Below are 25,757 nucleotides of genomic sequence, written 5' to 3'. Positions count from 1 at the left end.
ACCCCTGGGGGGTACCTTGGAGGCGTGACCGAGACACTGACCGAGTCCACCCTCGACATCGAGGGGATGACCTGCGCGTCCTGCGTCAACCGCGTCGCCAAGGCGTTGACGAGGGTGGACGGCGTCGTCGACGCGTCGGTCAACCTGGCCACGGAGAGCGCCGCGGTGACCTACGACCCGCGCGCCGTCGACGCCGCAGCGCTCACCGCCGCCGTCGAGAAGGCGGGGTACGCCGGCACCCTGCGGCGCCCGTCGATGCCCGAGGTCTACACCGACGAGCCACGACCGGGCCGCGCGCCCGACCCGGGCGCCGACCACCTGGCCGCCCTCGACGCGCGCCGGGACACCGAGATCGCGCGGCTGCGCCGGCGCTGGCAGGTCGCGCTCGTGACCGGCCTGGCGTTCATGGCGGTGATGTACCTGCCGCTCTACGTCGACACCATGGACTGGCTGATGCCGCTGCTGCTCGTGGTGGCGACGGTCGTGCAGTTCTGGGCCGGACAGGACATCTACCGCCAGGCCTGGGTCAACCTGAAGCACCGCACGACGAGCATGGACACACTGGTCGCGCTCGGCACCGGCGTCGCCTACGGGTACGGCGCGTTCGTCACCCTCTGGCCCGGGTTGGCCGAGCGGTGGGGGCTGCCGCTGCACCTCTACTTCGAGAGCGCCCTGATCGTGGTCGCGCTGATCCTGATGGGGCGCTGGCTGGAGCTGAAGGCGAAGAAGCGCACCGCGTCGTCGCTGCGCGCGCTCGTCGACCTCGCCCCCGCGACCGCGCGGGTCCTCATCGGCGGCTCGGAGGTCGACGTACCCCTCGAGCAGGTCGTGGTCGGCGACCTCGTGCGGGTGCGGCCCGGCGAGAAGGTGCCGGTCGACGGCGTCGTCACCGACGGCCGGTCGGCGGTCGACGAGTCGATGCTGACCGGCGAGAGCGTGCCCGTCGACAAGACGGTCGGCGCCGCCGTCATCGGTGCGACCGTCAACACCACGGGCTCCCTCGTCGTCCGCACCACCGCCGTCGGCGGCGACAGCACGCTTGCGCAGATCGTCCGCCTCGTGGAGGAGGCCCAGGCGTCGGCGCCGCCGATGCAGCGGCTCGCCGACCGGGTCTCGGCGTGGTTCGTGCCGGCCGTGCTGCTGGTCGCGCTCGTGACGTTCCTGGGCTGGCTGGCGTTCGGGCCCGAAGGCGACCGCCTGACGCTGGCGATCGGTACGACGGTCGCCGTGCTGATCATCGCCTGCCCGTGCGCGCTCGGCCTGGCGACCCCGACCGCGGTCATGGTCGGGACGGGGCGAGCCGCCGAGCTGGGCATCCTGATCGGCGACGGGCTGGCGCTGGAGACGGCCCGTCGCACCACGGCGGTCGTGCTCGACAAGACGGGCACCATCACCCGCGGCCGTCCTGCGCTGGTGGGTGTCACCGCTGTCGGCGGCTGGCACCCGGACGACCTGCTCGCGCTGGTGGCAGCGGCCGAGGTCGGCAGCGAGCACCCCGTCGGCGAGGCGATCGTCCGCGGCGCCCACGAGCGCGGCCTCGACCTGCCGACCGTCTCCACCTTCGACTCCGCCCCCGGCTACGGCGTGCTGGCCGAGGTCGGCGGGCGCGCCGTCCTCGTCGGCAACGCGGCCCACCTGGCCGCCCACGACGTCGACGCCGACGGCACCAGCGTCCTGGTCGCGGTCGACGGTGCGTACGCCGGCAGCGTCGAGGTCGCCGACACCGTGAAGGCCACCTCGGCCGGTGCGGTCGCCGCCCTGAAGGATCTCGGCCTCGAGGTCTGGATGGTCACCGGGGACCACGAGGCGACGGCCCGCGCCGTCGCGGCCGAGGTCGGGATCGACCACGTGCTGGCCGACGTACGCCCCGCCGACAAGGCCGACCGCGTCGCGGAGCTCCAGGCCGCCGGGCACGTCGTGGCGATGGTGGGCGACGGGGTCAACGACGCCCCGGCGCTGGCGCGCGCCGACCTGGGCATCGCGATCGGCACCGGCACCGACGTGGCGGTCGCCGCCTCCGACGTCACCCTGGTGGGTGGTGACCTGGGTGGCGTCGTCTCCGCCATCGAGCTCTCCCGGCGCACGGTCACGACGATCAAGCAGGGGTTGGTCTGGGCGTTCGCCTACAACGTGCTGCTGATCCCGGTCGCGGCCGGCGCCCTCTACTGGTGGGACGGCCTGCTCCTCGACCCGGTGCTCGCGGGCGCCGCGATGGCGATGAGCTCGGTCAGCGTCGTGACCAACGCGTTGCGGCTCCGCAAGCCCTCCCGGGGGCGGCTGGCGGACGGGGCCTACCTGGCCGGGATCGCCGTGCTCGCGGTCGCGATCGGCGTCGGGTTCACCTGGCTCAGCCGCACCGACCAGGCCGAGCGCGGCATGAACGGTGTCCTCGCCTTTCAGGAGGGCATGGGCATGCCGATGCACCCGCAGATGAGCGTCCTCGAGGAGACCGACATCCCGCCGGTGAGCGCGCGCGACGCCGGCCTCGAGATCGCGTACGACGTGCCCGACGACCTACGCCCGGGGGTGCCGGCGACGATCCGCGTCACGGTGACCGGCGGCGAGCTGGTGCGCACCCACCAGGTGTGGATGCACCTGATCGTCACGCGGTCCGACCTCGGCACGTTCGCGCACCTGCACCCGGAGCCGACGGGGGAGCCGGGCGTCTTCGAGGTCCGGGCGACCTTCCCGACGGCGGGCACCTACGCGCTGCGCACCGAGGTGCGCGAGCAGGGCCAGCTGGCCGACGTGCTCGACGAGCACGACGTCACGGTGGCCGGCACGCCGCCGCCCGCGGTGGCCGTCCCCGCCGGTGACGTGCGCAGCGCGACGGTCGACGGCGTGACCGTCACCCTCGAGGGCGACGCGCGGGTCGGCGAGACCAGTGACCTCACCCTGCACGGGCCCGACGACCTCCAGCCCTACCTGGGCGCGGCCGGGCACGTCGTGGTGATGCGCGCGGACGGGAGCCGCTTCCAGCACCGGCACGCGGAGACGTTCGACGGCCGCGGCCGACCGGTGCAGGCGCTGCCGGGTACGACGTTCGGGCCCGACCTGGACCTGCACGTGCGCTTCGACGTGCCCGGTGCCTACCGGTTGTGGGCCCAGCTGCGGCTGGCCGACGGGACCGTGGTGACGGCACCGTTCGTGGTGCACGCGCACTGAGTGGGTCAGAGCCGGTCGAGCAGCTTGCGCTTCGCCTCGGCGAACTCGTCGTCGGTGAGCACGCCCGAGTCGTGCAGTCGCCCCAGCCGCTCGAGCTCCTCGATCGCGGTCGGCGCGTGGCCCGCGGCCGGGGGCTCGTCGGGGGCCGGCCCGGCGTGCGCGACCAGGGTGCGCAGCGCGGCGGCCATCGGCCGGACGTCGGCCTTGGGGACCCGGGAGAACACCAGCCGGTCCTCGCCGACCCAGACGGTCAGGTAGCCGGTCACCATCCCGACCTGCTCCTCGACCTGGGTGATCCGGTGGAACGGCACGTCGTGGCGCGGCACCGCCTCGTCGCCGATCCGGACGACGAGCCGCTCGTCGGTGAGCTCGAGATGGGCCGGCATGCCGTCCAGGGTGCCGGTCGCCGTACGACTCTCCTCGTCCACGTCCGAAGCCTACGGCTACTCTGGGAGACGATGAGCGAGCCGGAGTACTGCGACCTGTGTGACCTCCCGCGGAGCACCTGCATCCACGGCAACCCCCCGCCCCCGCCGCCCCCGGCTGCGTCCCGCGCGAGCACGCCGCGGGCGACGCCGGTGACGCGCCGCAAGGTGGCCCCGACGGCCGAGCCGGCCCGCGCCGTACCCCGGAAGTGGACACCGCCGGACGCCTTCCGGCTCGACATCCTCGAGGTGCTGCGCGAGCACGGCGGCAGCCTCGACCAGGACGACCTCTTCGACGCGCTCGAGGCGGCGATGGCCGAGCGGCTGACCCCGGCCGACCACGACAAGACTCCCGAGGGCGAGCTGCGGTGGCGCTACGCCGCCCGCCGCGCCCGCCAGGCCCTGGTCTCCGAGGGCGTGATGACCAAGGGCCAGCCCGGCGTCTGGTCCCTCGCCTGACGGTCGAATCGGGACTTCTGGTCACCCGAGTCGGTAGTTCTGGTCACCGGCGCTGACCAGAACTCCCGATTCGACTGACCAAGAGTCCGGACTCGGCGGGGGTCAGGGGACGACCGAGGAGCCCTCGGGCAGCGGCTGGCGGCCGGTGAGCGCGAGCAGCACCTCGACGCCCAGTCCCTGGCGCAGCGCGCTGGCGCTGGCCAGGGCGAGCGTGTCGGCGAGCGCCTCGGCCGGCGGCTCGAAGTCGAGGCCGGTGGCGCGGGCGATGTCGAGGCAGTGCACGGTCAGCTCGAAGATCCGCGTCGGCAGGTAGTCGCTGACCCGCATCCCGCCGCCCGCGGTCGTGACCACGGCGTCCTCGCCCTCGAGCATGTCGAGCGCCAGCTCGGCGTCCTCGCGCTGGGCGTGCAGGGTCGCGACCGGGTCGTCACCCAGGGCCACGCCGGCCTCGATCCCGCGCTGGTGGATCGCGTCGCGGTTGGCGCCGTGGGCGAGCCGGTTGACGACGGCGAAGTAGTCGGCGGCGTCCTCGGTGTCGACCGCCTCGGCTCGCGTGGCCAGGTACGTCGCCACGGTGACCAGCGAGCGACCGGTGTGCCCGATCAGCGCCCGCAGGTCCCAGTTGCCGAGCCCGGGCCCGGCGTACCTCTCGAGCGGCACCTGGGCCACCAGGTCGAGGAACGCCCCGACCGCCACCTCGTACGTCGCGCGGGCCTCGTCCAACCGGGTCATGCCTCCATCGTCGGGGTAGTCCCTGACGGAACGGCTGGGTTTCTCGCTCGGCGAGAACCGTTCCGTCAGGGAGTACCCCGCCACGACGACCGACGAGGGGTCGAAGGTAAAGGATGGAAGTGGGAGGTGTGACCGTGGTAACACCCGGGTAGGGACTCTCTGTAACCGGTTTCATCACTCGGGAGGTGACGGACGGATGCGGGCCACGATCCGCGACGTAGCACGTGAGGCGGGCGTCTCCATCGCCACGGTCTCGCGGGTGATGCGTGACTCCGACGCCGTCCGCCCGGCCACCCGCGACCGCGTCCGGGCCGCGGCCAGCGCCCTCGAGTTCGTGCCCAGCCAGCTCGGTCGCCAGCTCGCGGAGCGGCGGCACGCCGCCAACGGCATCGTCTTCCCGGACCTCTCCGGCCCCTACTACGCCGAGGTCGTGCTCGGCTACGAGACGGTGGCCGCCGAGCTCGGCCGGTCCGTGCTGATCCTCTCGACCCGCGGCCGCGACGACGCGGACGACGCCGTGCAGGCCATGGCCGAGCGCTGCGACGGGCTGGTCATCCTCGGCCGGACCGTCTCCGACGAGAGCGTCGAGCGGCTCGCCGCCCGCGGCGCCAACGTCGTGCTCGTCGCCCGTCCGCCCGTCGGCGGCGTGGACTCCGTCAACGCGGAGAGCCGCACCAGCGCTCGCGCGCTCACCCAGCACCTCCTGGACCTCGGCGCCCACCGCCTGGTCTTCGTCGGGGACCCCTCGACCTCCCCCGACGTGGCCGAGCGCTTCGCCGGGGTCCAGGAGGTATCAACCAATGTCGAGCTCCACCACGTCGACGACCTCGACGAGACCGCTGGCGCGCACCTCGTCGGGGACTACCTCACCCGCGCCCTGCCCGACGCCTTCGTCTGCGCCAACGACGAGCTCGCGCTCGGCATGCTCGGCCGGCTACAGGCGGCCGGCGTCGACATCCCCGGCCGGGTCAAGGTGACCGGCTGGGACGACGTGATGGCCGCTCGGTACGCCGGCCTCACGACCGTGCGCCAGCCGATGCGCCAGCTCGGTGCCACCGCCGCCCGGCTCCTCGACGAGCTCATCTCGGGCAGCCGCACCCAGCCACGTCACGACGAGCTCCCCACGGAGCTCGTGATCCGCCGCACCACCACCCTCGGGAAGGACCCTTCATGAAGCGCACCACCGCCACCATCGCCGGGCTCGCCGTCGCCGGCCTGCTCCTCACCTCCTGCGGACGCAGCGACGACGCGGGCGCCGGGGGCGAGGCGCAGAGCGATGCGATCTCCGACGGCAAGGCCACCGGGACGATCGAGGTCTGGGCGATGGGCACCGAGGGGGAGAAGCTCGGCGACTTCGTCGACGCCTTCGAGGAGGCCAACCCCGACGCCGACGTCGAGGTCACCGCGGTCCCGTGGGAGTCCGCGCACGACAAGATCTCCACCGCCATCGCGGCCGGCAAGGGTCCCGACGTGAGCCTGGTCGGCACCACCTGGACGGCCGAGTTCGCCGAGGCCGGCGGCCTGATGCCGACGCCCGAGGGTCTCGTCGACGACGCCGACTTCTTCCCCGGTGCCAAGTCGTCGACCGAGGTGGGCGGGACGGCGTACGGCGTGCCCTGGTACGTCGAGACGCGGGTGCTCTTCTACCGCAAGGATCTCGCCCAGAAGGCCGGCTGGTCCGAGCCTCCGACGAGCTGGGACGACCTCAAGCAGTTCGCCCGGGACCTCGAGTCCAAGGGCGGCGCGAAGTACGGCCTGAACCTGCAGCCCGGCCAGACCGGCTCCTGGCAGAGCTACCTGCCGTTCGCCTGGACCGACGGCGCAGCCCTGACCAACGACGAGGGGACCGAGTACACGATCGACTCGCCACAGATGGCCGAGGCGCTCGACTACTACACGTCCTACTTCGACGACGGGCTCTCGATGACGCGCACCCTCGACCCGGGCGAGCTGGAGAGCGGCTTCGCCGACGGCACGTTCGGTGCGTTCATCTCCGGGCCGTGGCACACCGGCCTGGTCGAGGACGCCGGCCTCGACGACAGCCAGTACGCCGTGGCACCGCTGCCCGGCAAGGACGACGGCATCGGCACGTCGTTCGTCGGTGGCGGCAACCTCGCCGTCTTCAAGGACACCGACAACGCCGACGGCGCCTGGAAGCTCGTGCAGTGGCTGAGCGAGCCCGACGTCCAGCAGGACTTCTACGACGAGGTCGGCGACCTGCCGTCCGTCCAGTCCGCCTGGGACACCGGCGAGCTCTCGAGCGACCCGCAGCTCAAGGTCTTCGGCGAGCAGCTCCAGGAGGCGCAGTCGCCGCCGGCCGTGCCGACCTGGGAGCAGGTCGCGGCCTCGATCGACGGGCTCGTCGAGCAGGCCTCGCGCGGTGACGTCTCCGGCGAGGACGCCGTGAAGCAGATGCAGTCGGACGCGCAGTCGATCGGCACCGGTCTCTGACATGTCCGCCACCACTGGGGCATCCACCGGGGTCGTGGATCCCACCCGGCGCGGCCAGGCCGTCGCCGGGTGGATCCTCGCGTCGCCGTTCGTGGTCCTCTTCCTGGTGTTCACCGCGGGCCCGGTGCTCGCGAGCCTCGGGATGAGCTTCACCGACATGCGCAGCACCGACCTGCGGACGCCGTTCGCGGTGCAGTTCGTCGGGCTCGACAACTACATCGACCTGGTGCAGGACCCGCTCTTCCGCAAGGTCACGCTCAACACCCTGCTCTACCTGCTGCTCGGCGTCCCGCTCACGATGGGGGTCGCTCTCGCCGTTGCCGTCGGGCTCAACGGGCTGAGCCGGTCCCGCGGCTTCTTCCGCGTCGGCTTCTACCTGCCCGTCGTCACGAGCATCGTCGCGGTATCGGTGGTGTGGAAGTACATCCTGCGCGACGAGGGCGGACTGCTGAACGCCGCGCTCGCCTGGGTCGGCATCAACGGCCCCGCCTGGCTCGACTCCACCTCGACCGCGCTGCCGTCGCTGGTGGTGATGGCCACCTGGCGCAACTTCGGCACCCTGATGGTGATCTTCCTGGCCGGCCTCCAGACGGTGCCGCGCGAGCAGGTCGAGGCCGCCGAGGTCGACGGTGCCGCGGCCTGGAGCCGCTTCCGCTTCATCACCCTCCCGGCACTGCGTCCGGTGCTGCTCTTCGGTGCCGTCATCACCGGCATCGGCTACCTCCAGTTCTTCGAGGAGGCGTTCGTGATGACGAAGGGCGGACCGCTCGACTCCACCCGGTCGGTCACGTTCTTCACGTTCGACCAGTTCGGCTACGGCAACTACGGGTACGCCGCGGCCGCCAGCTACCTGCTGTTCCTGGCGATCGTGCTCCTCACCTTCTTCCAGTTCCGCCTGCTGCGGACCAAGGACTGATCGACATGACCCAGCTTCTCGACAAGCCCACTGCGGCAACGCCGCCCGCCGACGTACGACCGCCGAAGCAGCGGCGCAACGCCGACGGCATCCGCACGCCGGGCTGGCTCTACGTCGTGATGGCGGTCGGCCTCTTCGTCGTGGTCGTCCCGTTCCTCTGGATGATCGTGTCGTCCTTCAAGCCGGAGTCCGAGGTGCGCGCGATCCCGCCGACCTGGTGGCCGCACGACGTGACGACGGAGAACTACGACCAGCTCTTCACCCGGCTCGACTTCCCGACGTACTTCCTGAACTCGGCGATCGTCGCGCTGGCGGTGACGCTCGGCAACGTCGTCTTCTGCTCGATGCTCGGCTACGCCCTGGCCAAGCTGGAGTTCCCGGGCAAGCGGGTGCTCTTCATCCTGGTGCTCGGCACCCTGATGGTGCCGGGCGTCGTGACCTTCGTGCCGCTCTTCGTGCTGACCACCAACCTCGGGCTCACCAACACGCTGCCCGGCATGATCCTGCCGTTCCTGGCGGGGCCGTTCGGTGTCTTCCTGATGCGGCAGTACATCCTCGGCCTGCCCGACGAGCTGATCCAGGCCGCGCGCGTCGACGGCGCCGGCGAGCTGACGATCTTCGCGCGGGTGATCATGCCGCTCTGCGGCCCGGCCGTCGCGACCCTCGGCGTGCTGACCTTCCTCACGTCCTGGAACAACTTCCTCTGGCCGCTCGTGGTCGCCACCTCGGAGGACAAGTACACGCTGCCCGTCGCGCTCGCCCTCTACGCCGTCGGCCAGAACGCCACCCAGTACGGCCTGCTGCTCGCCGGCTCGGTCGTCGTCGTCATCCCCGTGCTCGTCGTCTTCCTGCTCCTGCAGCGCTTCATCATGCAGGGCGTCGCCATGACCGGCATCAAGTGACCCACCCCGTCAAGGAGATCCCCATGCGCAACTCGGTGCGCACGATCGTCATCGCCCTCGGCCTCGTCCTGGGGCTCAACCTGCCGACCCCCGGTCAGGCCATGGATCCGCCTGGGCGGCACGGGCTGGAGACCGAGCGTCGCGCCGATGTGCTCGGGCAGTACGCCACCGACACCTGGCGCTCGGTGAAGGCGATGGTCGTACGCCGCACCGGCCTGCCCGCCGACAACGTGGGAGGCGGCCTGAAGCCCGGCAGCCGGGCGGCGTTCACCTCGCCGACCAACATCGGCGCCTACCTGTGGAGCACCGTCGTCGCTCGCGACACCGGCCTGATCAGCGCGCGCGACGCGCACCGCCGGCTGGCCCGGACCGTGCACACGGTCGCCGGCCTGGAGCGGCACGAGGCGTCCGGCATGTTCTACAACTGGTACAGCCCGACGACGGGGGAGAAGCTGCTGACCTTCCCCACCGACGGCAGCACCATCAAGCCCTTCCTCTCCAGCGTCGACAACGGCTGGCTCGCCACCGCCCTGCTGCTGGTCTCGCGCGCCGAGCCGAGCCTGCGGTCGCAGGCCGACGCGATCCGCGGCGACATGGACTTCGGCTGCTACTACAACCCCGCCGAGGGCAACGGCGGCACGACCCCGGGCGGCCAGATCCGTGGCGGGTTCTGGGACCAGGACCCGCAGGACCCGGCCGCCGTCACCGGCGACTACTGCGGGATGGGCGCCGACGTCTGGTACACCGGCCACCACTACGGCGCCTTCAACACCGAGCCGCGGATGGCGTCCTACCTGGGCATCGCGAGCGGACAGATCCCGGCGAAGCACTACTTCGGGACGTTCCGGACCTTCCCCAACGACACGTGCGACTGGTCGTGGACCGAGACCAAGCCGGTCGGTCACTGGCGCACCTACCAGGTCGGCGGCGAGGACATGGACGTCTTCGAGGGGGCGCTGCCCTACCGCGGCAAGCACATCGTGCCGACCTGGGGCGGCAGCATGTTCGAGGCGCTGATGGTGCCGCTCTTCGTGCCCGAGGAGACCTGGGGCCCGCGGTCCTGGGGTCGCAACCACCCGGCCTACGTGCGCGGCCAGATCGAGCACGGGCTGAGTGAGGCGAAGTACGGCTACTGGGGCTTCTCGCCCTCCAACAACCCGGCCGGTGGTTACCGCGAGTACGGCGTCGACCAGCTCGGCCTGGACGGCCCCGGCTACACCTCCGACCAGGAGCGGACCACCGTCGACCAGCCCTTCGACGGCTGTCGTGAGGGCTCGCCTGCGCCGACGGCGTACGGCGACGGCGTGGTGACCCCGCACGCGTCGTTCCTCGCGCTGCGCTACGCGCCGAAGGCGGCGCTCAAGAACCTGGCCAAGCTGTCCCGACACTTCGACGCCTACGGCAAGGGCGGCTTCTACGACGCGGTCGCCGTACGCAGCGGGCAGGTGTCCAAGCACTACCTGTCGCTGGACCAGGGCATGGTGATGGCCGCGCTGGGGAACGCGCTGGCCGACGACGACATGCGGCGCTACGTCGCTCGAGGGGCGATGCAGACGTCGCTCCGTCCGCTGATGAAGCAGGAGGTCTTCGCCCGATGACTGAGCACCCGATGACCGACGCACGAGCTGACTGGGAGTCCCGGATCGGCATCCGCACCGGCGTCTCGTTCGTGGGCAACGCCCCGGAGCTCGACGCCCCCGACGGCCTGGTCGCCGTCGCCGGCGGGTCGCAGGTGACGCTCGACTGGAAGCCGGTCGACGGCGCGGTGGGCTACCAGGTCCACGTCGCCGACGGCGCGGACGGCCCCTGGGTCGAGCTCGACCACGCCGGTCGCGACGTGCTGGCGGTCCCGCACCCGCCGTACGTCGACACGACGGGGACGCCGGGTGAGGAGCGGTGGTACGCCGTCGCCTCGCTCTCCGACGTCCACGTCGAGGGCCCGCTGTCGGCGCCGGTCTCGGCCGTGCCGCTCCATGCCGCCGGGACCGTGACGGTGTCGGTGGACACGGACTCCGACCTCGGCGAGCTGGACCGTCCGTGGCGCCCGATGATCGGCTCGGAGCACCTCTCGCACGCGCTCTCGACGGACACCACCGGCGGCCGGGTCGTCGGCGAGGAGCTGTCGTCGGCGCTGCGTGCGGCGCACGAGGAGCTCGGCGTCACCCACGTGCGGGCGCACGCGATCCTCTGCGACGACCTCGGCGTCTACCGTGAGGTGGAGGGGGACCCGGTCCACGACTTCTCGGGGGTGGACCGGGTCTACGACCACATCCGGTCGCTGGGGCTCTACCCGGTGGTCGAGGTGTCCTTCATGCCGCACGACCTGGCGAGCGACCCGGCGAAGACCGTCTTCGACTACGACGCGATCATCTCGCCGCCCAAGGACTGGGGTCGCTGGCACGACCTGGTGCGCGACCTGACCGCGCACCTCCTCGAGAGGTACGGCGACGAGGTCGTCGAGCACTGGTCCTTCGAGGTCTGGAACGAGGCCAACCTGGAGGTCTTCTGGTCGGGCACGCCCGAGGAGTACCTCCGCCTGTACGACGTGACCGTGGCGGCGGTCCGCTCCGTCGACGACCGCCTGGTCGTCGGCGGCCCGTCGTCGGCCGCCGCCGGCTGGGTCGAGGAGCTGCTCGCCCACGCCGAGGAGACCGGCGTACCCGTCGACTTCGTCTCGACCCACACCTACGGCTCGCCGCCGCTGGACTTCCGCCCGACCCTGGCGCGCTACGGCCGGGTGGGGACGCCGATCTGGTGGACCGAGTGGGGCGTGACGCCGACGCACTTCAACGAGGTGAGCGACGCCGTCTTCGCCGGCACCTTCCTGCTGCGCGGGATGGCGTCGTCGATGGGGCGGATCGAGGCGCTGTCCTACTGGGTCGTCTCCGACCACTTCGAGGAGCTCGGCCGCCCGCCGGCCCTGCTGCACGGCGGCTTCGGGCTGCGCACGGTCGGGGAGCTGCGCAAGCCCCGGTGGTGGGCCCTGGCCATGCTCGAGCGGCTCGGTCCGCGGCGGCTGGCGACGTCGCTGACCGGCGACGGTGCCGGCTCGCTGGTCGAGGTGATCTCGACCCGCGGCGACACCGGGATCACCACGCTGCTCTGGAACCTGACGCTCGACCAGACCAAGGCGGCGGGCTCCGACGAGCTGGCCCGCGACGTCCGGGTGGAGGTCACCGGCCTCGAGCCGGGGGCGACGTACCAGCTGGTGCACGAGCGCGTCGACCAGCTGCACTCCAACGTCGCGGCGGCGTGGGGACGGCTCCGCGAGGACGGTCAGGACTGGCCGGACGACGAGCAGTGGGCCCAGCTGCGGGCGGCCGACCGGCTGGAGGAGGCGGAGCCCGCGGGGGTCGTCGTCGCGGACGCAGCGGGCACGGTCAGCATCGAGCTGACGCTGCCGATGCCGGCGATGAGCCTGCTGACCCTGTACTGACCAGTGGCGGGGGTTTTGTCCGAAATGCACGACGGGGCATGGCCCCGGTCCTAGCCTCAGGTGTCTGTCCCAACCAATCCTGAGGACGTGTCATGACCGAGAGCAACGAACCGATCGCTTCGGCACCCGACCCGGCGGCCGCCCCGCCGCCGTACGGCACCCCCGCCCCCGGCGCCGGTGTCCCCGCGCCCGCCGCTGCCGCGCCGCTGGCCCCGATGGCCGGGCCGGCCGACGGACCGATCGGCAAGGTGCGCAGCACCGGCACCTGCGTGCTGCTGACGATCGTCACGCTCGGCTTCTACACCTGGTACTGGTACTACAAGACCCACGACGAGATGAAGCAGCACACGGGCAACGGTGTCGGCGGCCCGATCGCCCTGATCCTCGCCATCCTGATCGGCATCGTGAACCCGTTCCTCAGCTCCAACGAGGTCGGCGGGCTCTACGAGCGCAAGGGCCAGCCGAAGCCGGTCAGCGCGGTCACCGGCCTCTGGTACCTGCTGCTCGGCTGGTTCTTCTTCATCGGTGCGATCGTCTGGTTCGTGAAGACCAACGGCGCGCTCAACGAGTACTGGAAGTCGCAGGGCGCCACCGCCTGAGGCTCTGTTTGTGACGCAGGTCACCGGGTACGGGACCTGCATGCACAAGCGCCTGTGTGCCGCGGCCGCGGTGTTGAGCACCGCGGCCGCCGGCACCGTCCTCGTCCCCGCGACCGCCGCCGCCCGGTCGGCGCCTCCGGGATCGGCGCCTGCGGCCGCGGGTGCCAGGTCGACGTGGACCGAGGCCGACAAGTCCGGCTTCGGTACGTCGCGCTCGCGAGGCAGCGACGTCTGGTTCACGCTGCAGGGCGGCCGGGTGAGCGAGGTGTTCTACCCGGACCTCTCGACGCCGAGCGTGCGCACCCTCGAGCTGGTCGTCGTGGGGGACGACTTCGTCGACCGCCCGTCCGGCCCGGCGACGACGGTGAGCCGGCCCGATGCGCGCAGCCTCCGGTTCGCGCAGTCCGGCAACCGACACCCGGGCCGCTACCGCCTGACCCAGCAGGTGGTCACCGACCCCGACCACGACAGCCTGGTGGTCCGCGCGCACCTCGAGCCCCTCGACGGTGGCCGCTACCGGCTGTTCGCGCTCTACGACCCGGCGCTGGGCAACAACGGCATGGACGACCGGGCGCGCAGCAACCGGCACTCGCTGGTCGCCGCCGACGGCGACGTCGCGACCGCGCTGGTGTCCAGGCCGGCGCTGCGTGCGACGACGAGTGGGCTCGCGGGGACCGCCACCGACCCACGCCGCGACCTCGGCGGCCGGCACCTCGCGGCTGGTCCCGGCAACGTCGTGCAGGCGGCGCGGCTACCCGACCGGGTCACGCTGGCGCTCGGGTTCGGTCGCTCCGTGTCGGCCGCGTCCGGGCAGGCTCGCGGCTCGCTGCACCGGGGGTTCGACCGCGTGCGGGCGTCGTACGACCGTGGGTGGCACCGCTACCTCGCCGGCCTCAGGAAGGTGCCGGCCAGCGCCGCCGCGGTGCGTGACCAGTACCTCGCGTCCGCCCTGGTCCTCGCCGCCGCCGAGGACAAGGTGCACCGGGGCGCGTTCATCGCCTCGCCGTCCGCGCCGTGGGTGTGGGGCGACGAGGTGCCGGACCTGTCCTCGCCGTCCGGTGCCTACCACCTGGTGTGGTCGCGCGACGCCTACCAGTTCGGCAGTGCCCTGTGGGCGATGGGCGACCGGGCAGCCGCCCGACGGATGGTCGACTGGCTCTTCGGCACCCAGCAGAAGAAGGACGGCTCCTTCCCGCAGAACTCCGACGTCTCCGGCACGCCGGTCTGGGGGGACCTCCAGCTCGACGAGGTCGCGCTCCCGATCGTGCTCGCCCACCTCGTCGGCAAGCACGACGCCGCCACCTGGCGCGGGGTGCGCAAGGCCGCCCACTTCCTGGTGACCTTCCGCGACGACGAGACCGGTCGCCGTGCGCCGTACACCCCCCAGGAGCGTTGGGAGAACCAGTCGGGCTACTCGCCCAACTCGATCGCCGCGCAGATCGCCGGGCTGGTCTCCGCGGCCGACCTGGCCCGCACGAAGGGTCGACCGGAGCTGGCTCGACGGTGGCTGGCGGTTGCCGACCGGTGGCAGTCCGCGGTCAAGCGCCTGACGGTGACCAGCAACGGGCCGCTGTCGAAGGGCCCCTACTTCCTGCGGCTGACCAAGGACGGGCGGCCCGACCGCGGCACGACGTACGAGATGGGTGACGGCGGGCCGAAGAAGATCGACCAACGGAGGGTCGTCGACCCCAGCTTCCTGGACCTGGTGCGGCTCGGGATCCTGTCGCCCGCGGACCGCGCGGTCCGCAACACCCTCGCCGTGGTGGACGACCAGCTGAAGGTGGACACCCCGCTGGGCCCGTTCTGGCACCGGTTCACGCGCGACGGGTACGGCGAGACGCGCTCCGGCGGCGAGTGGGTCATCACCGACCCGGGCGCACACCAGACGCTCGGCCGAGGGTGGCCGATCCTCACCGGCGAGCGGGGGGAGTACGCCGTCGCCGCGGGCGAGGACGCGACCCAGTACCTCGCCACCATGGCGCAGGCCGCCGGCCCCAGCGACATGCTCGCGGAGCAGGTCTGGGACGGCCGGCCACCGAGCGGGCGGGCGTGCTGCGAGGTCGGCGAGGGGACCCGGTCGGCGACGCCGCTCGTGTGGTCGCACGCCCAGCTGGTGCGGCTGGCGTGGTCGATCCAGCGTGGTCGTCCCGTCGACCAGCCGGCGGTCGTCGCCGACCGCTACGTGCGCTGAGTCTCGACGGCGACCTCGACCCCGAGGCGGGCTCCGCCGAGGAGCTCGAGGTCGTCGCCGGACCAGAACCGGCCCGGGTCGTAGTAGTTCGTCGGGCGGTCGGTGCCGAGGAGGCCCATCGCCTCGTACGTCGCCGCGACCACCTCGGCGCAGTAGGTCAGCTCCGCCGAGGCGGCGCGGCGTACCCGCCCGCGCGCCCAGCGGCCGACCAGCTTGGCGGTCGAGGGGAACGGCGTGCCGTCGAGCCGGGCGATCGTCTTGAGGACCGCGTCCTCCATCTCGCGGGTGACCGTCACGTCGAGCTGGCGCAACCAGGCCCGTTGCTCGTAGCGCCCGGTCCACTGGACCACCGCCTCGCGCAGGTCGTGCAGCTGGACGCCGCGGTGGTGGCTGTCGGTCCACACGTCGCGCAGGCCCTTGCCGAGCTCGGCGTGCCACATCAGCGGGGGCAGGTCGTCGAGGACGACGGCCATCCCCACGTGGTTGACGGGCGCGTTGGTCACGACCCGGATAGCGTGGTCGGCAGCCGAGGTGCCGCGGAAGAGCCAGAGGTCCCCGGTGCGCGTCAGGTCGACGGCCTGGTCGAGATCCAGTGTCATGAAGGAGTCCTCGTGAAGCTGTGGAAGGTGCTTGGCCTGGCCGGGCTGGCCGGAGTCGCCGCGTCGGGAGCCATCATCGCGCGAGACCAGCGGAAACGGACGCAGCTCTCGCCGGAGCAGGTCCGCGACCGGCTGCACGAGCGGCTCGCCGAGAGCGAGTCCAGCTGACCCGGCGTCTGCTGGGGCTCTGCCTGCTGCTGTCGCTGGTCGGGTGCAGCTCGGGCTCCGACCCGTCGCCGGCGCCCACACCGGAGCTGCTGCCGGAGGCATGGGTGACGTCGCCGACGGACCCGGGTCGGCGGCTCCTGGCGGTCGAGCCCTCCGTCGACGACGGACCGGCGAACGTCGTGCTCGACCCGTCCGAGCGGCACCAGACGTGGTGGGGGACCGGGGCGGCGCTGACGGACGCGTCCGTCTCGCTGCTGGCGGGGCGCGACGACCTGCTCGACCTGCTCTTCTCGCCGACCTCGCCCGACGGCGCCCGGCTCTCGATGCTCCGGCTGCCGCTCTCGGCGACCGACTTCTCGCCGTCGCTGTGGACCTGGGACTGGGACGGTGCCGTCGCGACCCCTCCGGACGAGGCGCTCGCCGCCGCCGACCTGGTGCGCGACGAGATCCTGCCGCGCCAGCCCGACCTGCAGGTCGTGGGTGCTCCCTGGACCGCGCCGTCGTCCATGAAGGACGGCGGCTCGCTGCGCGGTGGCGCCCTGACCGATGCCGCGGAGACGTCGTACGCCGACCTCCTGGTCGCGCAGGCTGCCTGGCTGCGCGACCACGGCGTACCTCTCGCGGCGACGACGCTGGTGAACGAGCCGGGGTTGAGCCTGGACTACCCGTCGATGACGATGACCGACGACCAGCTGGCGCGGCTGGGCAACGAGGTCGGGCCGCGCCTCGACGAGCTCGGCACCCAGCTGTGGGCGCTGGACCACAACTGGTCCGACCGGCCGCGCGTCGACGCCGTACGGGCCCTGTCGGGCGGCTTCGACGCGGCAGCCTTCCACTGCTACCAGGGCTCGCCGTCCTCGATGGCGAGCCTGTCGGCGCCGCACCTGGTCACGGAGTGCAGCGGCACGACCGACGACCCGACGGCCACCTTCGCGTACGACGCGAAGGTGCTGGTCGCCGACTCGGTCGCGGCGGGCTCGTCGGGCCTGATGATGTGGAACCTCGCGCTCGACGACTCCCACGGGCCGGTGGACGCCGGCTCGCAGTGGGGCTGCAAGGACTGCCGCGGGCTGCTCACCGTGACCCCGACGTCGGCGGTGGCGGAGCCGGAGTTCTGGACGCTCGCCCACCTGTCCCGGGCCGCCTCGCCGGGTGCTCAGGTGATCTCGGTGCAGGCGCCGCCAGGCGTCTCTGCGGCCGCCTTCGCGAACCCCGACGGCACGCTCGGCCTCTTCGCCCACAACGACACCGACGCGCCGGTCACGCTGCGGATCGGGTCGGGGTCCGGCCCGGTGCGTGCGTACGTCGTTCGCCCCGGCGAGCTGTTCACCTTCCGGGGGCTCCAAGCCGACTCCCAGTGACCTCCAAGAGCGGGCGCGCAGGATGAGCGTGCTCGCCAGGGTGGCGGGCGACCACCACGAGAGGAACTGCCATGAAGGTCATGAAGAACGAGCGGCGCCAGGCCTGGCGCGCGCTCTCCAGCGAGGACAAGCACGTGCGACTCCAGGCGATGCGTGAGCGTCAGCAGAGCCAGGTCCAGTTCGAGATGCTGCGCCTGCACTCGCACGCGCGATGACGGCGCTGTGTCGCGTGCGGACCCCGGGTCCGGGACGTCATACGAGTTGGTTGCCCCAGCAGCCGATTCGTATGACGTCCCGGGCCCGGCTTGGTTTCAGGTGGTCGCCGCGCGCACGTGGTCGGCGATCCGGGTGAGCCACTCGCGGTGACCGTCGCCGCCTGGGGGAAGGTAATCGCTGCCCTGTGACTCGAGATACGCCGCCAGTTCTTTCTCGCTCGAGAAGTTCTCGAAGATCCAGTCGATCTCGTCGATCACCTTGGGTGCGTCCGGGTCATCGGCGACGAATGCGTCGAGGGCTGCGGCCTCTGAACCGTAGTCGAGGCTCATGTCTTGGTTGAAATAGATCCCGACGAGGTCCCACAGCACTGGCGTCCTAGTCATCACTCACCTCACGGACTGCGGAAACGCAGTCTTGATCCAGTAACCCTCGGGCATCGAACGATCCCGTACAAGCACCATGCGCAGTCCCTTGACCAGGCGTACGTATCCGGACGAGTCCACCACGATGCCCGTTGCGTCCGTGAACACGTCGTCGATTAGTCGTTGGGGCCTCGTGCCCGCAAGCCAGCCACTGATCTCGGGCTCCTTGCGGCCGAGTGTTTCACTGATGAGTCGAGCAGCAGTGGCCTCGTCGTGGAAGGACGACGCCCGGTTCGTGAATGGGTCATTCAACGCCCTCCAGTACAGCTCACTCGGCGACTTTCCAACGTGGTCGCGCAGGACGTGCCCGCGTCTTGGACCCTCGTGCCTCCCAAGGAACGTGACGGTGCGATCGATGCTGCGAGGGGCAGCGGCTCGCTCGCCGGCATCCGTGAACATCACGCGGGCTCCATTGATCCACTGAGCACGAGCGCCCACCCCGCCGGCAACGGCAGCGGCATCCCGCGTCGCCAGCGCCGGTCCGGCGGTGAGCACGCGCAGGCTGTCGAGGATGCCGCGGGCCTTGGCGCCCGCAGAGGCGACGCGGGCGGCGCCGAGGCTGCCGGCGGCGCCGGCTGCGGCGCCGCCGGAGATCAGGGAGATGCCGCCGGCGAGGATGGCGCCGATGGCGAGCTCCTCGACGAGGTCCTCGAGGAGCGAGCGGAGCTCGGAGCGCTTGGCGTCGACGTGGGCGGCGTAGTCGTAGCAGGCGGAGCCCAGGGCGCCGAGCTGGTCGGCGAGGTCGAGGACGCGGTCGCGGACGTCGCCGACCACGGCGAGGGCGACCGGGACCTCGGGGGAGCGCTCGTCCTCGAGGGCCGCCAGGGCGGAGCCACAGTGCGCCTCGAGCAGGCCGACGGCCTCCCCGGCGGCGGTCCAGGCGGCGCCCGCGGACCGCACCCGGTCGGTGTCGGCGTTGGGCCAGAAGACGTCGGCCAGCAGGTCGAGCACCATGCCGGCCGGACCGCCCGGGCCACCGTCGTCGGCGCCGAGGGAGGAGGGCGGGGGAGCGAGGTGTACGCCGACGGTGCGGTCGGCCACGGTGGGCGGCCCGACCACGGCCCGCGCCCAGCCCGGCAACGTGGAGCGAGCGTCGGCGTGGGCGTGGTTGGTGAGCGACGCCTCGACCATCCGGCCCAGCACGCCGAACGCGCCGACCGTCGACTCCAGCGCGCCCAGGGTGGCCGCCGCCGCCTCGTCGTACGACGCCGCGAAGTCGGTCGCGGTCGAGTCGTCACCGGCCATCCCGGCGTAGGTCCGCAGCCGCCCGGCGAGCCGGGTCGCCGTCTGCGCGGCGAGCTCGTTGCCGCTGACCAGCGCCTCGACCGCGGAGGCGTAGCCCTGCTCGTGGACGGCCAGCCTCATGAGACCTGCTCCCACATCCGCAGGTTGGTGCCCGCCGCGTCCGAGTAGTTCTCGTGTGCCACCCCGCCGGCGGCCCGCATCGCGGCCAGCGCCTCGCGCATCTGCCGGAAGCCGGCCGCCCACTCCGCCTGGGCGCCGTCCTGGGCGAGCGCCGCCGCGCCGCCCCACGTGACGTGCAGCGCGTCCACCCGCCGCGCCACCTCGTCGAGCAGGGCGTCGAGCTCGATGCCGCAGCGCGTCATCGAGGCGACGGTCTCGTCGAGCAGGTCGAGGTCCACGGAGAACATCAGCCCAACCTCCCCGCGAGCCGGGTCAGCGAGGTCCGCGAGCCGAGGTCCCGCTCGGTCAGGTCGACGTGGACCGCGTCGAGGAGCCGGCCCATCTCGAGCAGCCCGTCGAGCACCCGGTCGGCGCCGGCGCACCACGACGTCCAGCCCTCGGCGTACGCCGCGGCCGCGCGCCCGGACCAGCCGCCGTCCAGGAGCACGTCGACCTGTCGGGCGACCCCGTTGCGGTCCGCACGGAGCCGGTCGGCCGCCGTCGCGACGTCGGCGACCGCGGCCCGGAAGGCGGGGTGTTCGGCCGAGATGTCCATGAACAGCAGCATCCCCGGGCCACCGGCCCGGGGACACCACCGTTCGTCGATCTGTGGATAACTCGGTCCACGCAGCCGGCTACGGCAGCGGGTCGACCTCGTCGTACCCACCCACGCCCGCGGCGAGCAGCCCCAGGTGGTGGTTGCCGTCGCCCAGCAGGTGGTCGAGGGCGGTGAGCCGGCTCGTGTAGGTGCCGATGCTGTACTCGGCGGTCATGCCGATGCCGCCGTGCAGCTGGATCGCCTCCTGCCCGATGTGGCGGCCGGCGCGGCTGACGCCGAGCGAGGCCCGCGCGGCGGCCGTCGCGGCCTCCTCGCCGGAACCCTCGGCCAGCACCATCGACGCCCAGAGGGCGAGGCTACGGGCCAGCTCGAGCGAGACGTACATGTCGGCCGAGCGGAAGTTCAGCGCCTGGAACGTGTTGAGCGTGACGCCGAACTGCTTGCGGCTCTTGAGGTACGCCGTGGTGTTCTCGAGCGCGACCTCCATCAGCCCGATCGCCTCGTTGCACGCCGTGATCCGGGCGATGTCGAGGACCCGCGCGATGACGCCGGCGCGGTCGTCCGCAGAGCCCAGCGGCGTCGCCGGGGTGTCGGACAGCGTGACCTTCGCGGCCCGCCCGCCGTCGTGCGTGGCGTAGCCGTCGCGGTCGAGACCCGACGCGTCACCGGTGACCACGAAGAGGCCGGTGCCACCGGACGGCAGGGCCGCCGAGACCACCAGCACGTCGGCGCGTACGCCGTTCGGCACCGGCTCCTTGACGCCGGAGAGCGTCCAGCCGTCGCCGGACTCGGTCGCGGTGACCGCCGAGGCGGTCGCCTGCCAGCGCGAGCCGGGCTCGGCGTGCGCGAACGTCGGGACCAGCTCGCCGGCGGAGAGGGCGCCGAGCAGCTCGCTCTTCTGCTCCTCGGAGCCGGCCGCGGCGATCAGCCCGCCGGCCAGCACCACGGAGGTCAGGAACGGCTCGGGCGCGACGACGCGACCGATCTCCTGGGCCACGATGCCGACCTCGATCGCGCCGGCACCCATGCCGCCGTACTGCTCGTCGAAGGGCAGCCCGAGGATGCCCATCTCGGCGAGCTGGGTCCAGACCTTCTCGCTGAAGCCCGGGTCCTCGGCGGCCGTGCGGCGCCGGTTCTCGAAGTCGGAGTAGGCCTTGCCGACCAGGCCGCGCACGGCCTCGCGCAGCGCCTGCTGCTCCTCGTCGTAGGTGAAGTCCATCAGTCCCCCTCAGAGTCCCAGGATCGTGCGGGCGATGATCTGGCGCTGCACCTCGTTGGAGCCGCCGTAGATCGAGGCCTTGCGGAAGTTGAGGTAGACCGGCACGGAGTGCGTGGCCCACCAGGGCAGGTCGGACTCGTCGCGGGCGCCGCTCGCGGCCGACGCCGGCCCGGCCAGGTCGACGATCAGCTCGGTGACGGCCTGCTGGAGCTCGGTGCCCTTGAGCTTGAGGACCGACGACGCCGGGTGCGGCTTGCCGTCGGCCGAGTTGGCCACCACGCGCAGCGCGGTGAGCTCGAGGGCGAGCAGCTCGTTCTCGAGCTCGGCGATGCGGGTCGAGACCAGCGGGTCGTCGAGCAGCGTGCTGCCCTCGCCGGTCGAGATCGTGGCGGCCCACTCCTTCGCCTGTGCCAGCGAGCTCTTGGTCGCGCCCACCGGAGCGACGCCGACGCGTTCGTTGCCGAGCAGGAACTTGGCGTAGTCCCAGGCGCGGTTCTCCTCGCCGACGAGGTTCTCGACGGGGACGCGGACGTTGTCGAACCAGACCTCGTTGACCTCGTGGCCGCCGTCGATCAGCTCGATGGGGCGTACGTCGACGCCCTCGGAGGTCATGTCGATGAGCAGGAGGGAGATGCCGGCCTGCTTCTTCACGTCCGGGTTGGTGCGGACCAGCGTGAAGATCCAGTCACCGTACTGGCCGAGCGTGGTCCAGGTCTTCTGGCCGTTGACGACGTACTCGTCGCCGTCGCGGACGGCGCTGGTCCGCAGCGAGGCGAGGTCGGAGCCGGCGTCGGGCTCCGAGAAGCCTTGGGACCACCAGATGTCGAGGTTCGCGGTCTTCGGGAGGAAGCGCTCCTTCATCTCCTGCGACGCGAACTGCGCGATCACCGGCCCGATCATCGAGGCGTTGAACGCCAGCGGGGTCGGGACGTAGGCGCGCTGCATCTCCTCGTGCCAGATGTGGCGCCGCAGCGGCGTCCAGTCCTGGCCGCCCCACTCGACGGGCCAGTTGGGCACGGCCAGCCCGGCCTCGTTGAGGATCTGCATGCTCTGGACGAACGCGTCCTTGCCGAGCTCGCGTCGGTCGCGCACGGCGTCGCGGATCTCCTGCGGGATCTTCGTGGTGAAGAACTCCCGCATCTGGTCGCGGAACTCGGCGTCCTCCGCCGACAGCGCCAGCTGCATCTGGGCACCTCCTGGTGGCTCCTGGTGAACAAACACATCATGCCGCGTCCACGAAGCGACCGCTCAGTAGCCTCCGATTTTGCATTCACTCGGCCATGCCCGCGGATCCGACGTAGCCTGATCTGAGGATCTCGGGGAGAAGGATGGAACTGGGGAGCACAGTGCGTCGGGCAACCAAGGTCGTGGCCGGCGCGGCCGCGGCGTTGACCGTCGCTGCCGCGATTGCGCTGCCGGGCGCCGAGGCGTCGGGCGACGCCACGGTGGTCGTGCACGGCGCGGCCCTCCCGGCCGGCGGCCGCTCGCAGCTCAACCTGGTCGGCTGCTCCTCGGTCTTCGGGCGTACGACGGAGGCGATCGCCCCGATGGTCGGCATCGCCCCCGACGGGCCGAGCGGCCCGGACGGCAGGCGCAGCCTCGCCTTCGACCTCGCCGGCGGCAACGCCGTCGGCCCGGTCAGCTACGTCGACGGCGTCGACGCGATCACCGACGCCGGCGTCTCGGTCTACGCCCCGGACGGCACGACCGGCGTGGCGTACGTCGGCTACCAGGCACCCGAGGACGCCGGCACCACGCTGATGTGGATCGGGCGGGCGGACCTCTCCGCGGCGGCCGGGACGTGGACCTCGGTCGACGTGCGCGGGCTCGGGTACGTCTGGACCCAGTACGACATGTCCACGCACGAGCAGGTCGCAGAGGTCGGGGCGTCCGGCATCCCGGCGTTCGTGCAGGCGATGGGCGGTGACGGCGCCGGCTTCTACGCGATCGGCTTCGGCTGCGACGGCCACGCCTTCAACACCGACGCCTGGCGGATCGGCACCTCCGACGGCACCACGACCTATGACTTCGAGGGCTACTCGACGAAGGTCTCCGGCGGCCAGGACCAGACGATCGCCCCCGGTGAGACCCTCCGGCTGGGCGCGCACGTCACCTCGGGCGACGGCGCTCCGCTGGGCTCGGTCCGGGTCGTGCTCGAGAAGAAGGTCGACGACGGCTGGGCCGTGGTGCAGGACCGCACCGGGCCCGATGCCACCGTGCCCGTGCGTCCCCGCGAGGACACGACGTACCGCTGGAAGGTCTACAGCACGGCGATGGTCGAGGGCGCCGAGTCCGCGCCCTTCACCGTGACCGTCCAGGAGCCCGACGACCCGACGGCGCCGCCCTCCGACGACCCCTCGACGCCGCCCGCGGACGAGCCGTCCGACCCGCCGAGCCAGGAGCCGTCCGCGCCCGCGTCCTCGGAGGCGCCGGCCGACCCCGCGGCACCTGCCGTCGAGTCGACGCCGCCCGCCGACCCCGCGACCCCGGATCCCACGCCCATGACCGTCGAGCAGCCCGCCGACGCGCCTACCGACGCCCCGGCGGACGCACCGGCGAGCGAGCAGCCGGCACCGCCCGGCGCCGCCGCGGAGGCCCCCACCGGATAGCGTGATCGCCATGCGTCCCCTCGTGGTGATGGGTGTCTCGGGCTCTGGCAAGTCGACCGTCGGCGCGGCGATCGCGCAGCGGTTCCGCGTGCCGTTCGAGGACGCCGACGACCTGCACCCGTCCGCCAACATCGCCAAGATGAGCCGCGGGGAGTCGCTCGACGACCACGACCGCTATCCCTGGCTGGAGCTCGTGGGCGAGTGGCTGGCGGTGCACGAGGACGGCGGGGTGATGAGCTGCTCCGCCCTCAAGCGGAAGTACCGCGACCAGATCCGCGGGATCGCCCCCACGACCCGCTTCCTGCTGCTCGAGGGCACCCGCGACGTGATCGCGGCCCGCCAGGCCGCCCGGCCCGGGCACTTCATGCCGTCCTCGCTGCTGACCTCGCAGTTCGCGACGCTCGAGCCGCTCGCGCCCGACGAGGACGGGTTCGTGCTCGACGTCGACCAGAGTGTGGACGCGATCGTCCAGGGGTACGTGGACCTGGTGAATCGAGCCGACTCGTGATGCCCGCACTGTCCGTCCTGCCGTTCGAGACGTCGTCCGACCTGGTCAAGCCGGTCGCAGGTGGTGCCCACCTGGTCGTCGCGGCGCTCGTCGGCATCGCCGTGATCGTCGTGCTGATCACCCTGGTGAAGCTGCACCCGTTCCTGGCGCTGACGCTGGGCGCCCTGACCGTCGGCATTCTGGCGGGCCAGGACGTGAACGACGTGCTCACGTCGTTCACGACCGGCTTCGGCACGACCGCCGCGGGCGTCGGTGCCCTGATCGTGCTCGGCGCGATGTTCGCCAAGCTGCTCGCCGACTCCGGGGGCGCCGACCAGATCGTCGACACCATCGTGGGACGTGCGTCCGGCCGGATGCTGCCCTGGGCGATGGCCGCCGTGGGCGCGATCATCGGGCTGCCGATGTTCTTCGAGATCGGCCTCGTGCTGCTGATGCCGGTGATCTACCTCGTCTCCCGGCGTGCGCAGGTCTCCCTGATCACGGTCGGGATCCCGGCGCTCGCCGGCCTCTCGGCGATGCACGGCTTCGTCCCGCCGCACCCCGGCCCGGTCACCGCGATCGACCTCCTCGGCGCCAACCTCGGCGTGACCCTCGGCCTCGGCATCCTGGTCGCCGTCCCGACGATCGTCGTCGCCGGTCCGCTCTTCGGCGCCCTCGCCGGCCGGTGGGTGGTCGTCGAGGCGCCCACGACGTGGGAGACCGAGGAGCGCGACGAGTCCACGCGCCCGTCGTTCGGCGTCACCATCGCCACGGTGCTGCTGCCGGTCGTGCTGATGCTCGGCAAGGCGGTCGTCGACATCGTGATCGACGACGAGGACAACATGGTCCAGCGCGTCGGCGACGTGATCGGCAACCCGTTCGTGGCGCTGCTGATCGCGGTCATCGTCGCGATGTTCACCTTCGGCATCGGCAGCAAGATGGACAAGCAGACGATCTCCGACACGATCTCCGAGGCGCTGCCGCCGATCGCCGGGATCCTGGTGATCGTCGCGGCGGGTGGAGGCTTCAAGCAGGTGCTCGTCGACACCGGCATCGGCACCCGGCTCGCGGAGTGGGCCCAGGACGCCAACATCTCCGTGCTGCTGCTCGCGTGGGTGCTGGCGGTGCTGATCCGTCTCGCCACCGGTTCGGCCACGATCGCCACCATCACCGCGTCGTCGCTGATGGTCGCGCTCGTGGACGGCCTCTCGACCGGGGAGACCTCGCTGGTGGTGCTCGCCGTCGGTGCCGGCTCGCTCTTCTTCTCCCACGTCAACGACGCGGGCTTCTGGCTGGTCAAGGAGTACTTCGGGATGACGGTCGGCCAGACCGTCAAGACCTGGTCCTTGATGGAGACCGTGCTCTCGGTGGTGGGCCTGGTCGTGGTGCTGATCCTGGGGATCTTCGTCTAGCGACCGCCGTACGGCGCTAGCGTGC

Annotated in this window: 25 protein-coding genes; 16 read left to right on the top strand and 9 right to left on the bottom strand. The window is 72.0% G+C overall.

The window, feature by feature from the left end; all coding sequences use genetic code 11:
• Positions 1–24: 24 nt before the first annotated feature.
• Complete coding sequence (locus tag ACFPYL_RS23495; protein WP_379160419.1) at positions 25–3,165, top strand: heavy metal translocating P-type ATPase; 3,141 nt, start codon at positions 25–27, stop codon at positions 3,163–3,165.
• Between the two features lie 5 nt (positions 3,166–3,170).
• On the opposite strand, the gene ACFPYL_RS23490 is transcribed toward ACFPYL_RS23495, so the two are convergent.
• A complete protein-coding gene (locus ACFPYL_RS23490) occupies positions 3,171–3,593 on the bottom strand; it encodes an SHOCT domain-containing protein (RefSeq protein ID WP_379160416.1) in 423 nt (140 codons plus the stop codon).
• A 30-nt stretch (positions 3,594–3,623) separates the two neighbouring features.
• Between ACFPYL_RS23490 and ACFPYL_RS23485 the strand changes: the two genes are divergently transcribed.
• Entirely contained in the window at positions 3,624–4,049 is a 426-nt protein-coding gene (locus ACFPYL_RS23485) for a hypothetical protein (RefSeq protein ID WP_379160413.1), read from the top strand.
• 102 nt (positions 4,050–4,151) lie between these two features.
• Here the strand turns inward: ACFPYL_RS23485 and ACFPYL_RS23480 are convergent, their stop codons facing one another.
• Entirely contained in the window at positions 4,152–4,781 is a 630-nt protein-coding gene (locus ACFPYL_RS23480; RefSeq protein ID WP_379160411.1) for a maleylpyruvate isomerase N-terminal domain-containing protein, read from the bottom strand.
• A 196-nt stretch (positions 4,782–4,977) separates the two neighbouring features.
• On the opposite strand from ACFPYL_RS23480, the gene ACFPYL_RS23475 reads away from it, so the two are divergent.
• The 8 genes from ACFPYL_RS23475 (at position 4,978) to ACFPYL_RS23440 (ending at position 15,276) form a co-directional block, all read left to right on the top strand.
• On the top strand, positions 4,978–5,955 hold the full coding sequence (locus ACFPYL_RS23475; RefSeq protein WP_379160408.1) for a LacI family DNA-binding transcriptional regulator: 978 nt from the start codon (positions 4,978–4,980) through the stop codon (positions 5,953–5,955).
• Positions 5,952–7,232, top strand: coding sequence for a sugar ABC transporter substrate-binding protein (locus ACFPYL_RS23470; RefSeq protein WP_379160405.1), 1,281 nt, complete (start codon positions 5,952–5,954; stop codon positions 7,230–7,232). The genes ACFPYL_RS23475 and ACFPYL_RS23470 overlap by 4 nt, the downstream gene beginning before the upstream one ends.
• A gap of 1 nt (position 7,233) precedes the next feature.
• The gene (locus tag ACFPYL_RS23465; protein ID WP_379160402.1) at positions 7,234–8,148 is read left to right on the top strand and encodes a carbohydrate ABC transporter permease; all 915 of its coding nucleotides are present in this window, start codon (positions 7,234–7,236) and stop codon (positions 8,146–8,148) included.
• A gap of 5 nt (positions 8,149–8,153) precedes the next feature.
• Positions 8,154–9,050 (top strand): carbohydrate ABC transporter permease, encoded by an 897-nt coding sequence (locus ACFPYL_RS23460; protein WP_379160399.1) that lies wholly within the window; start codon positions 8,154–8,156, stop codon positions 9,048–9,050.
• Between the two features lie 23 nt (positions 9,051–9,073).
• On the top strand, positions 9,074–10,648 hold the full coding sequence (locus tag ACFPYL_RS23455; RefSeq protein WP_379160396.1) for a glucoamylase family protein: 1,575 nt from the start codon (positions 9,074–9,076) through the stop codon (positions 10,646–10,648).
• Positions 10,645–12,486, top strand: coding sequence for a GH39 family glycosyl hydrolase (locus ACFPYL_RS23450; RefSeq protein ID WP_379160393.1), 1,842 nt, complete (start codon positions 10,645–10,647; stop codon positions 12,484–12,486). The genes ACFPYL_RS23455 and ACFPYL_RS23450 overlap by 4 nt, the downstream gene beginning before the upstream one ends.
• Positions 12,487–12,578: 92 nt before the next feature.
• Positions 12,579–13,085 carry a DUF4234 domain-containing protein gene (locus ACFPYL_RS23445; RefSeq protein WP_379160390.1) on the top strand — a complete coding sequence of 169 codons (507 nt, stop codon included), beginning with the start codon at positions 12,579–12,581 and terminating at the stop codon, positions 13,083–13,085.
• A 10-nt stretch (positions 13,086–13,095) separates the two neighbouring features.
• Positions 13,096–15,276: a glycoside hydrolase family 15 protein gene (locus tag ACFPYL_RS23440; protein ID WP_379160387.1), complete on the top strand. Its 2,181-nt coding sequence runs from the start codon at positions 13,096–13,098 to the stop codon at positions 15,274–15,276.
• Here the strand turns inward: ACFPYL_RS23440 and ACFPYL_RS23435 are convergent.
• Entirely contained in the window at positions 15,264–15,875 is a 612-nt protein-coding gene (locus tag ACFPYL_RS23435; RefSeq protein ID WP_379160384.1) for a hypothetical protein, read from the bottom strand. The genes ACFPYL_RS23440 and ACFPYL_RS23435 overlap by 13 nt on opposite strands.
• A gap of 12 nt (positions 15,876–15,887) precedes the next feature.
• On the opposite strand from ACFPYL_RS23435, the gene ACFPYL_RS23430 reads away from it, so the two are divergent.
• The 3 genes from ACFPYL_RS23430 (at position 15,888) to ACFPYL_RS23420 (ending at position 17,619) form a co-directional block, all read left to right on the top strand.
• On the top strand, positions 15,888–16,043 hold the full coding sequence (locus ACFPYL_RS23430; RefSeq protein WP_379160381.1) for a hypothetical protein: 156 nt from the start codon (positions 15,888–15,890) through the stop codon (positions 16,041–16,043).
• Between the two features lie 104 nt (positions 16,044–16,147).
• On the top strand, positions 16,148–17,404 hold the full coding sequence (locus ACFPYL_RS23425) for a glycoside hydrolase family 30 protein (protein WP_379160378.1): 1,257 nt from the start codon (positions 16,148–16,150) through the stop codon (positions 17,402–17,404).
• Between the two features lie 71 nt (positions 17,405–17,475).
• Entirely contained in the window at positions 17,476–17,619 is a 144-nt protein-coding gene (locus tag ACFPYL_RS23420) for a hypothetical protein (protein WP_379160376.1), read from the top strand.
• Between the two features lie 96 nt (positions 17,620–17,715).
• Here the strand turns inward: ACFPYL_RS23420 and ACFPYL_RS23415 are convergent, their stop codons facing one another.
• The 6 genes from ACFPYL_RS23415 to ACFPYL_RS23390 all read right to left on the bottom strand — a co-directional run bounded on the left by ACFPYL_RS23415 (position 17,716) and on the right by ACFPYL_RS23390 (position 22,409).
• Positions 17,716–17,988 carry a contact-dependent growth inhibition system immunity protein gene (locus ACFPYL_RS23415; RefSeq protein WP_379160373.1) on the bottom strand — a complete coding sequence of 91 codons (273 nt, stop codon included), beginning with the start codon at positions 17,986–17,988 and terminating at the stop codon, positions 17,716–17,718.
• An 18-nt stretch (positions 17,989–18,006) separates the two neighbouring features.
• Positions 18,007–19,407, bottom strand: coding sequence for an RNase A-like domain-containing protein (locus ACFPYL_RS23410; protein WP_379160370.1), 1,401 nt, complete (start codon positions 19,405–19,407; stop codon positions 18,007–18,009).
• On the bottom strand, positions 19,404–19,694 hold the full coding sequence (locus ACFPYL_RS23405; RefSeq protein ID WP_379160367.1) for a WXG100 family type VII secretion target: 291 nt from the start codon (positions 19,692–19,694) through the stop codon (positions 19,404–19,406). The genes ACFPYL_RS23410 and ACFPYL_RS23405 overlap by 4 nt, the downstream gene beginning before the upstream one ends.
• Positions 19,694–20,002: a WXG100 family type VII secretion target gene (locus ACFPYL_RS23400; protein WP_379160364.1), complete on the bottom strand. Its 309-nt coding sequence runs from the start codon at positions 20,000–20,002 to the stop codon at positions 19,694–19,696. The genes ACFPYL_RS23405 and ACFPYL_RS23400 overlap by 1 nt, the downstream gene beginning before the upstream one ends.
• Positions 20,003–20,081: 79 nt before the next feature.
• Positions 20,082–21,224 (bottom strand): acyl-CoA dehydrogenase family protein, encoded by a 1,143-nt coding sequence (locus ACFPYL_RS23395; RefSeq protein ID WP_379160361.1) that lies wholly within the window; start codon positions 21,222–21,224, stop codon positions 20,082–20,084.
• Between the two features lie 9 nt (positions 21,225–21,233).
• A complete protein-coding gene (locus tag ACFPYL_RS23390; RefSeq protein WP_379160358.1) occupies positions 21,234–22,409 on the bottom strand; it encodes an acyl-CoA dehydrogenase family protein in 1,176 nt (391 codons plus the stop codon).
• 161 nt (positions 22,410–22,570) lie between these two features.
• On the opposite strand from ACFPYL_RS23390, the gene ACFPYL_RS23385 reads away from it, so the two are divergent.
• From ACFPYL_RS23385 to ACFPYL_RS23375, 3 genes are read left to right on the top strand one after another with little or no spacing between them, the layout of a single operon-like run.
• Positions 22,571–23,833 (top strand): hypothetical protein, encoded by a 1,263-nt coding sequence (locus tag ACFPYL_RS23385; RefSeq protein WP_379160355.1) that lies wholly within the window; start codon positions 22,571–22,573, stop codon positions 23,831–23,833.
• 10 nt (positions 23,834–23,843) lie between these two features.
• A complete protein-coding gene (locus tag ACFPYL_RS23380; protein WP_379160352.1) occupies positions 23,844–24,341 on the top strand; it encodes a gluconokinase in 498 nt (165 codons plus the stop codon).
• On the top strand, positions 24,341–25,732 hold the full coding sequence (locus tag ACFPYL_RS23375; RefSeq protein WP_379160349.1) for a GntP family permease: 1,392 nt from the start codon (positions 24,341–24,343) through the stop codon (positions 25,730–25,732). The genes ACFPYL_RS23380 and ACFPYL_RS23375 overlap by 1 nt, the downstream gene beginning before the upstream one ends.
• The last annotated feature ends 25 nt before the right edge of the window (positions 25,733–25,757 follow it).

This window comes from Nocardioides hankookensis (genome assembly GCF_042658885.1).
Lineage (GTDB): Bacteria > Actinomycetota > Actinomycetes > Propionibacteriales > Nocardioidaceae > Nocardioides > Nocardioides hankookensis.
The sequence above is the reverse complement of the archived record's forward strand: the minus strand, read 5'-3'. Positions and strand labels throughout refer to the sequence as shown.

Excerpts from the sequence above, each read along its gene's own strand:
- ACFPYL_RS23405 (WP_379160367.1), bottom strand. The coding sequence starts at position 19,694 with ATGTTCTCCGTGGACCTCGACCTGCTCGACGAGACCGTCGCCTCGATG.
- ACFPYL_RS23380 (WP_379160352.1), top strand. The coding sequence starts at position 23,844 with ATGCGTCCCCTCGTGGTGATGGGTGTCTCGGGCTCTGGCAAGTCGACC.
- ACFPYL_RS23420 (WP_379160376.1), top strand. The coding sequence starts at position 17,476 with ATGAAGGTCATGAAGAACGAGCGGCGCCAGGCCTGGCGCGCGCTCTCC.
- ACFPYL_RS23375 (WP_379160349.1), top strand. The coding sequence starts at position 24,341 with ATGCCCGCACTGTCCGTCCTGCCGTTCGAGACGTCGTCCGACCTGGTC.
- ACFPYL_RS23435 (WP_379160384.1), bottom strand. The coding sequence starts at position 15,875 with ATGACACTGGATCTCGACCAGGCCGTCGACCTGACGCGCACCGGGGAC.
- ACFPYL_RS23470 (WP_379160405.1), top strand. The coding sequence starts at position 5,952 with ATGAAGCGCACCACCGCCACCATCGCCGGGCTCGCCGTCGCCGGCCTG.
- ACFPYL_RS23485 (WP_379160413.1), top strand. The coding sequence starts at position 3,624 with ATGAGCGAGCCGGAGTACTGCGACCTGTGTGACCTCCCGCGGAGCACC.
- ACFPYL_RS23455 (WP_379160396.1), top strand. The coding sequence starts at position 9,074 with ATGCGCAACTCGGTGCGCACGATCGTCATCGCCCTCGGCCTCGTCCTG.
- ACFPYL_RS23465 (WP_379160402.1), top strand. The coding sequence starts at position 7,234 with ATGTCCGCCACCACTGGGGCATCCACCGGGGTCGTGGATCCCACCCGG.
- ACFPYL_RS23450 (WP_379160393.1), top strand. The coding sequence starts at position 10,645 with ATGACTGAGCACCCGATGACCGACGCACGAGCTGACTGGGAGTCCCGG.
- ACFPYL_RS23395 (WP_379160361.1), bottom strand. The coding sequence starts at position 21,224 with ATGGACTTCACCTACGACGAGGAGCAGCAGGCGCTGCGCGAGGCCGTG.
- ACFPYL_RS23400 (WP_379160364.1), bottom strand. The coding sequence starts at position 20,002 with ATGGACATCTCGGCCGAACACCCCGCCTTCCGGGCCGCGGTCGCCGAC.
- ACFPYL_RS23480 (WP_379160411.1), bottom strand. The coding sequence starts at position 4,781 with ATGACCCGGTTGGACGAGGCCCGCGCGACGTACGAGGTGGCGGTCGGG.
- ACFPYL_RS23460 (WP_379160399.1), top strand. The coding sequence starts at position 8,154 with ATGACCCAGCTTCTCGACAAGCCCACTGCGGCAACGCCGCCCGCCGAC.
- ACFPYL_RS23475 (WP_379160408.1), top strand. The coding sequence starts at position 4,978 with ATGCGGGCCACGATCCGCGACGTAGCACGTGAGGCGGGCGTCTCCATC.
- ACFPYL_RS23410 (WP_379160370.1), bottom strand. The coding sequence starts at position 19,407 with ATGAGGCTGGCCGTCCACGAGCAGGGCTACGCCTCCGCGGTCGAGGCG.
- ACFPYL_RS23445 (WP_379160390.1), top strand. The coding sequence starts at position 12,579 with ATGACCGAGAGCAACGAACCGATCGCTTCGGCACCCGACCCGGCGGCC.
- ACFPYL_RS23390 (WP_379160358.1), bottom strand. The coding sequence starts at position 22,409 with ATGCAGCTGGCGCTGTCGGCGGAGGACGCCGAGTTCCGCGACCAGATG.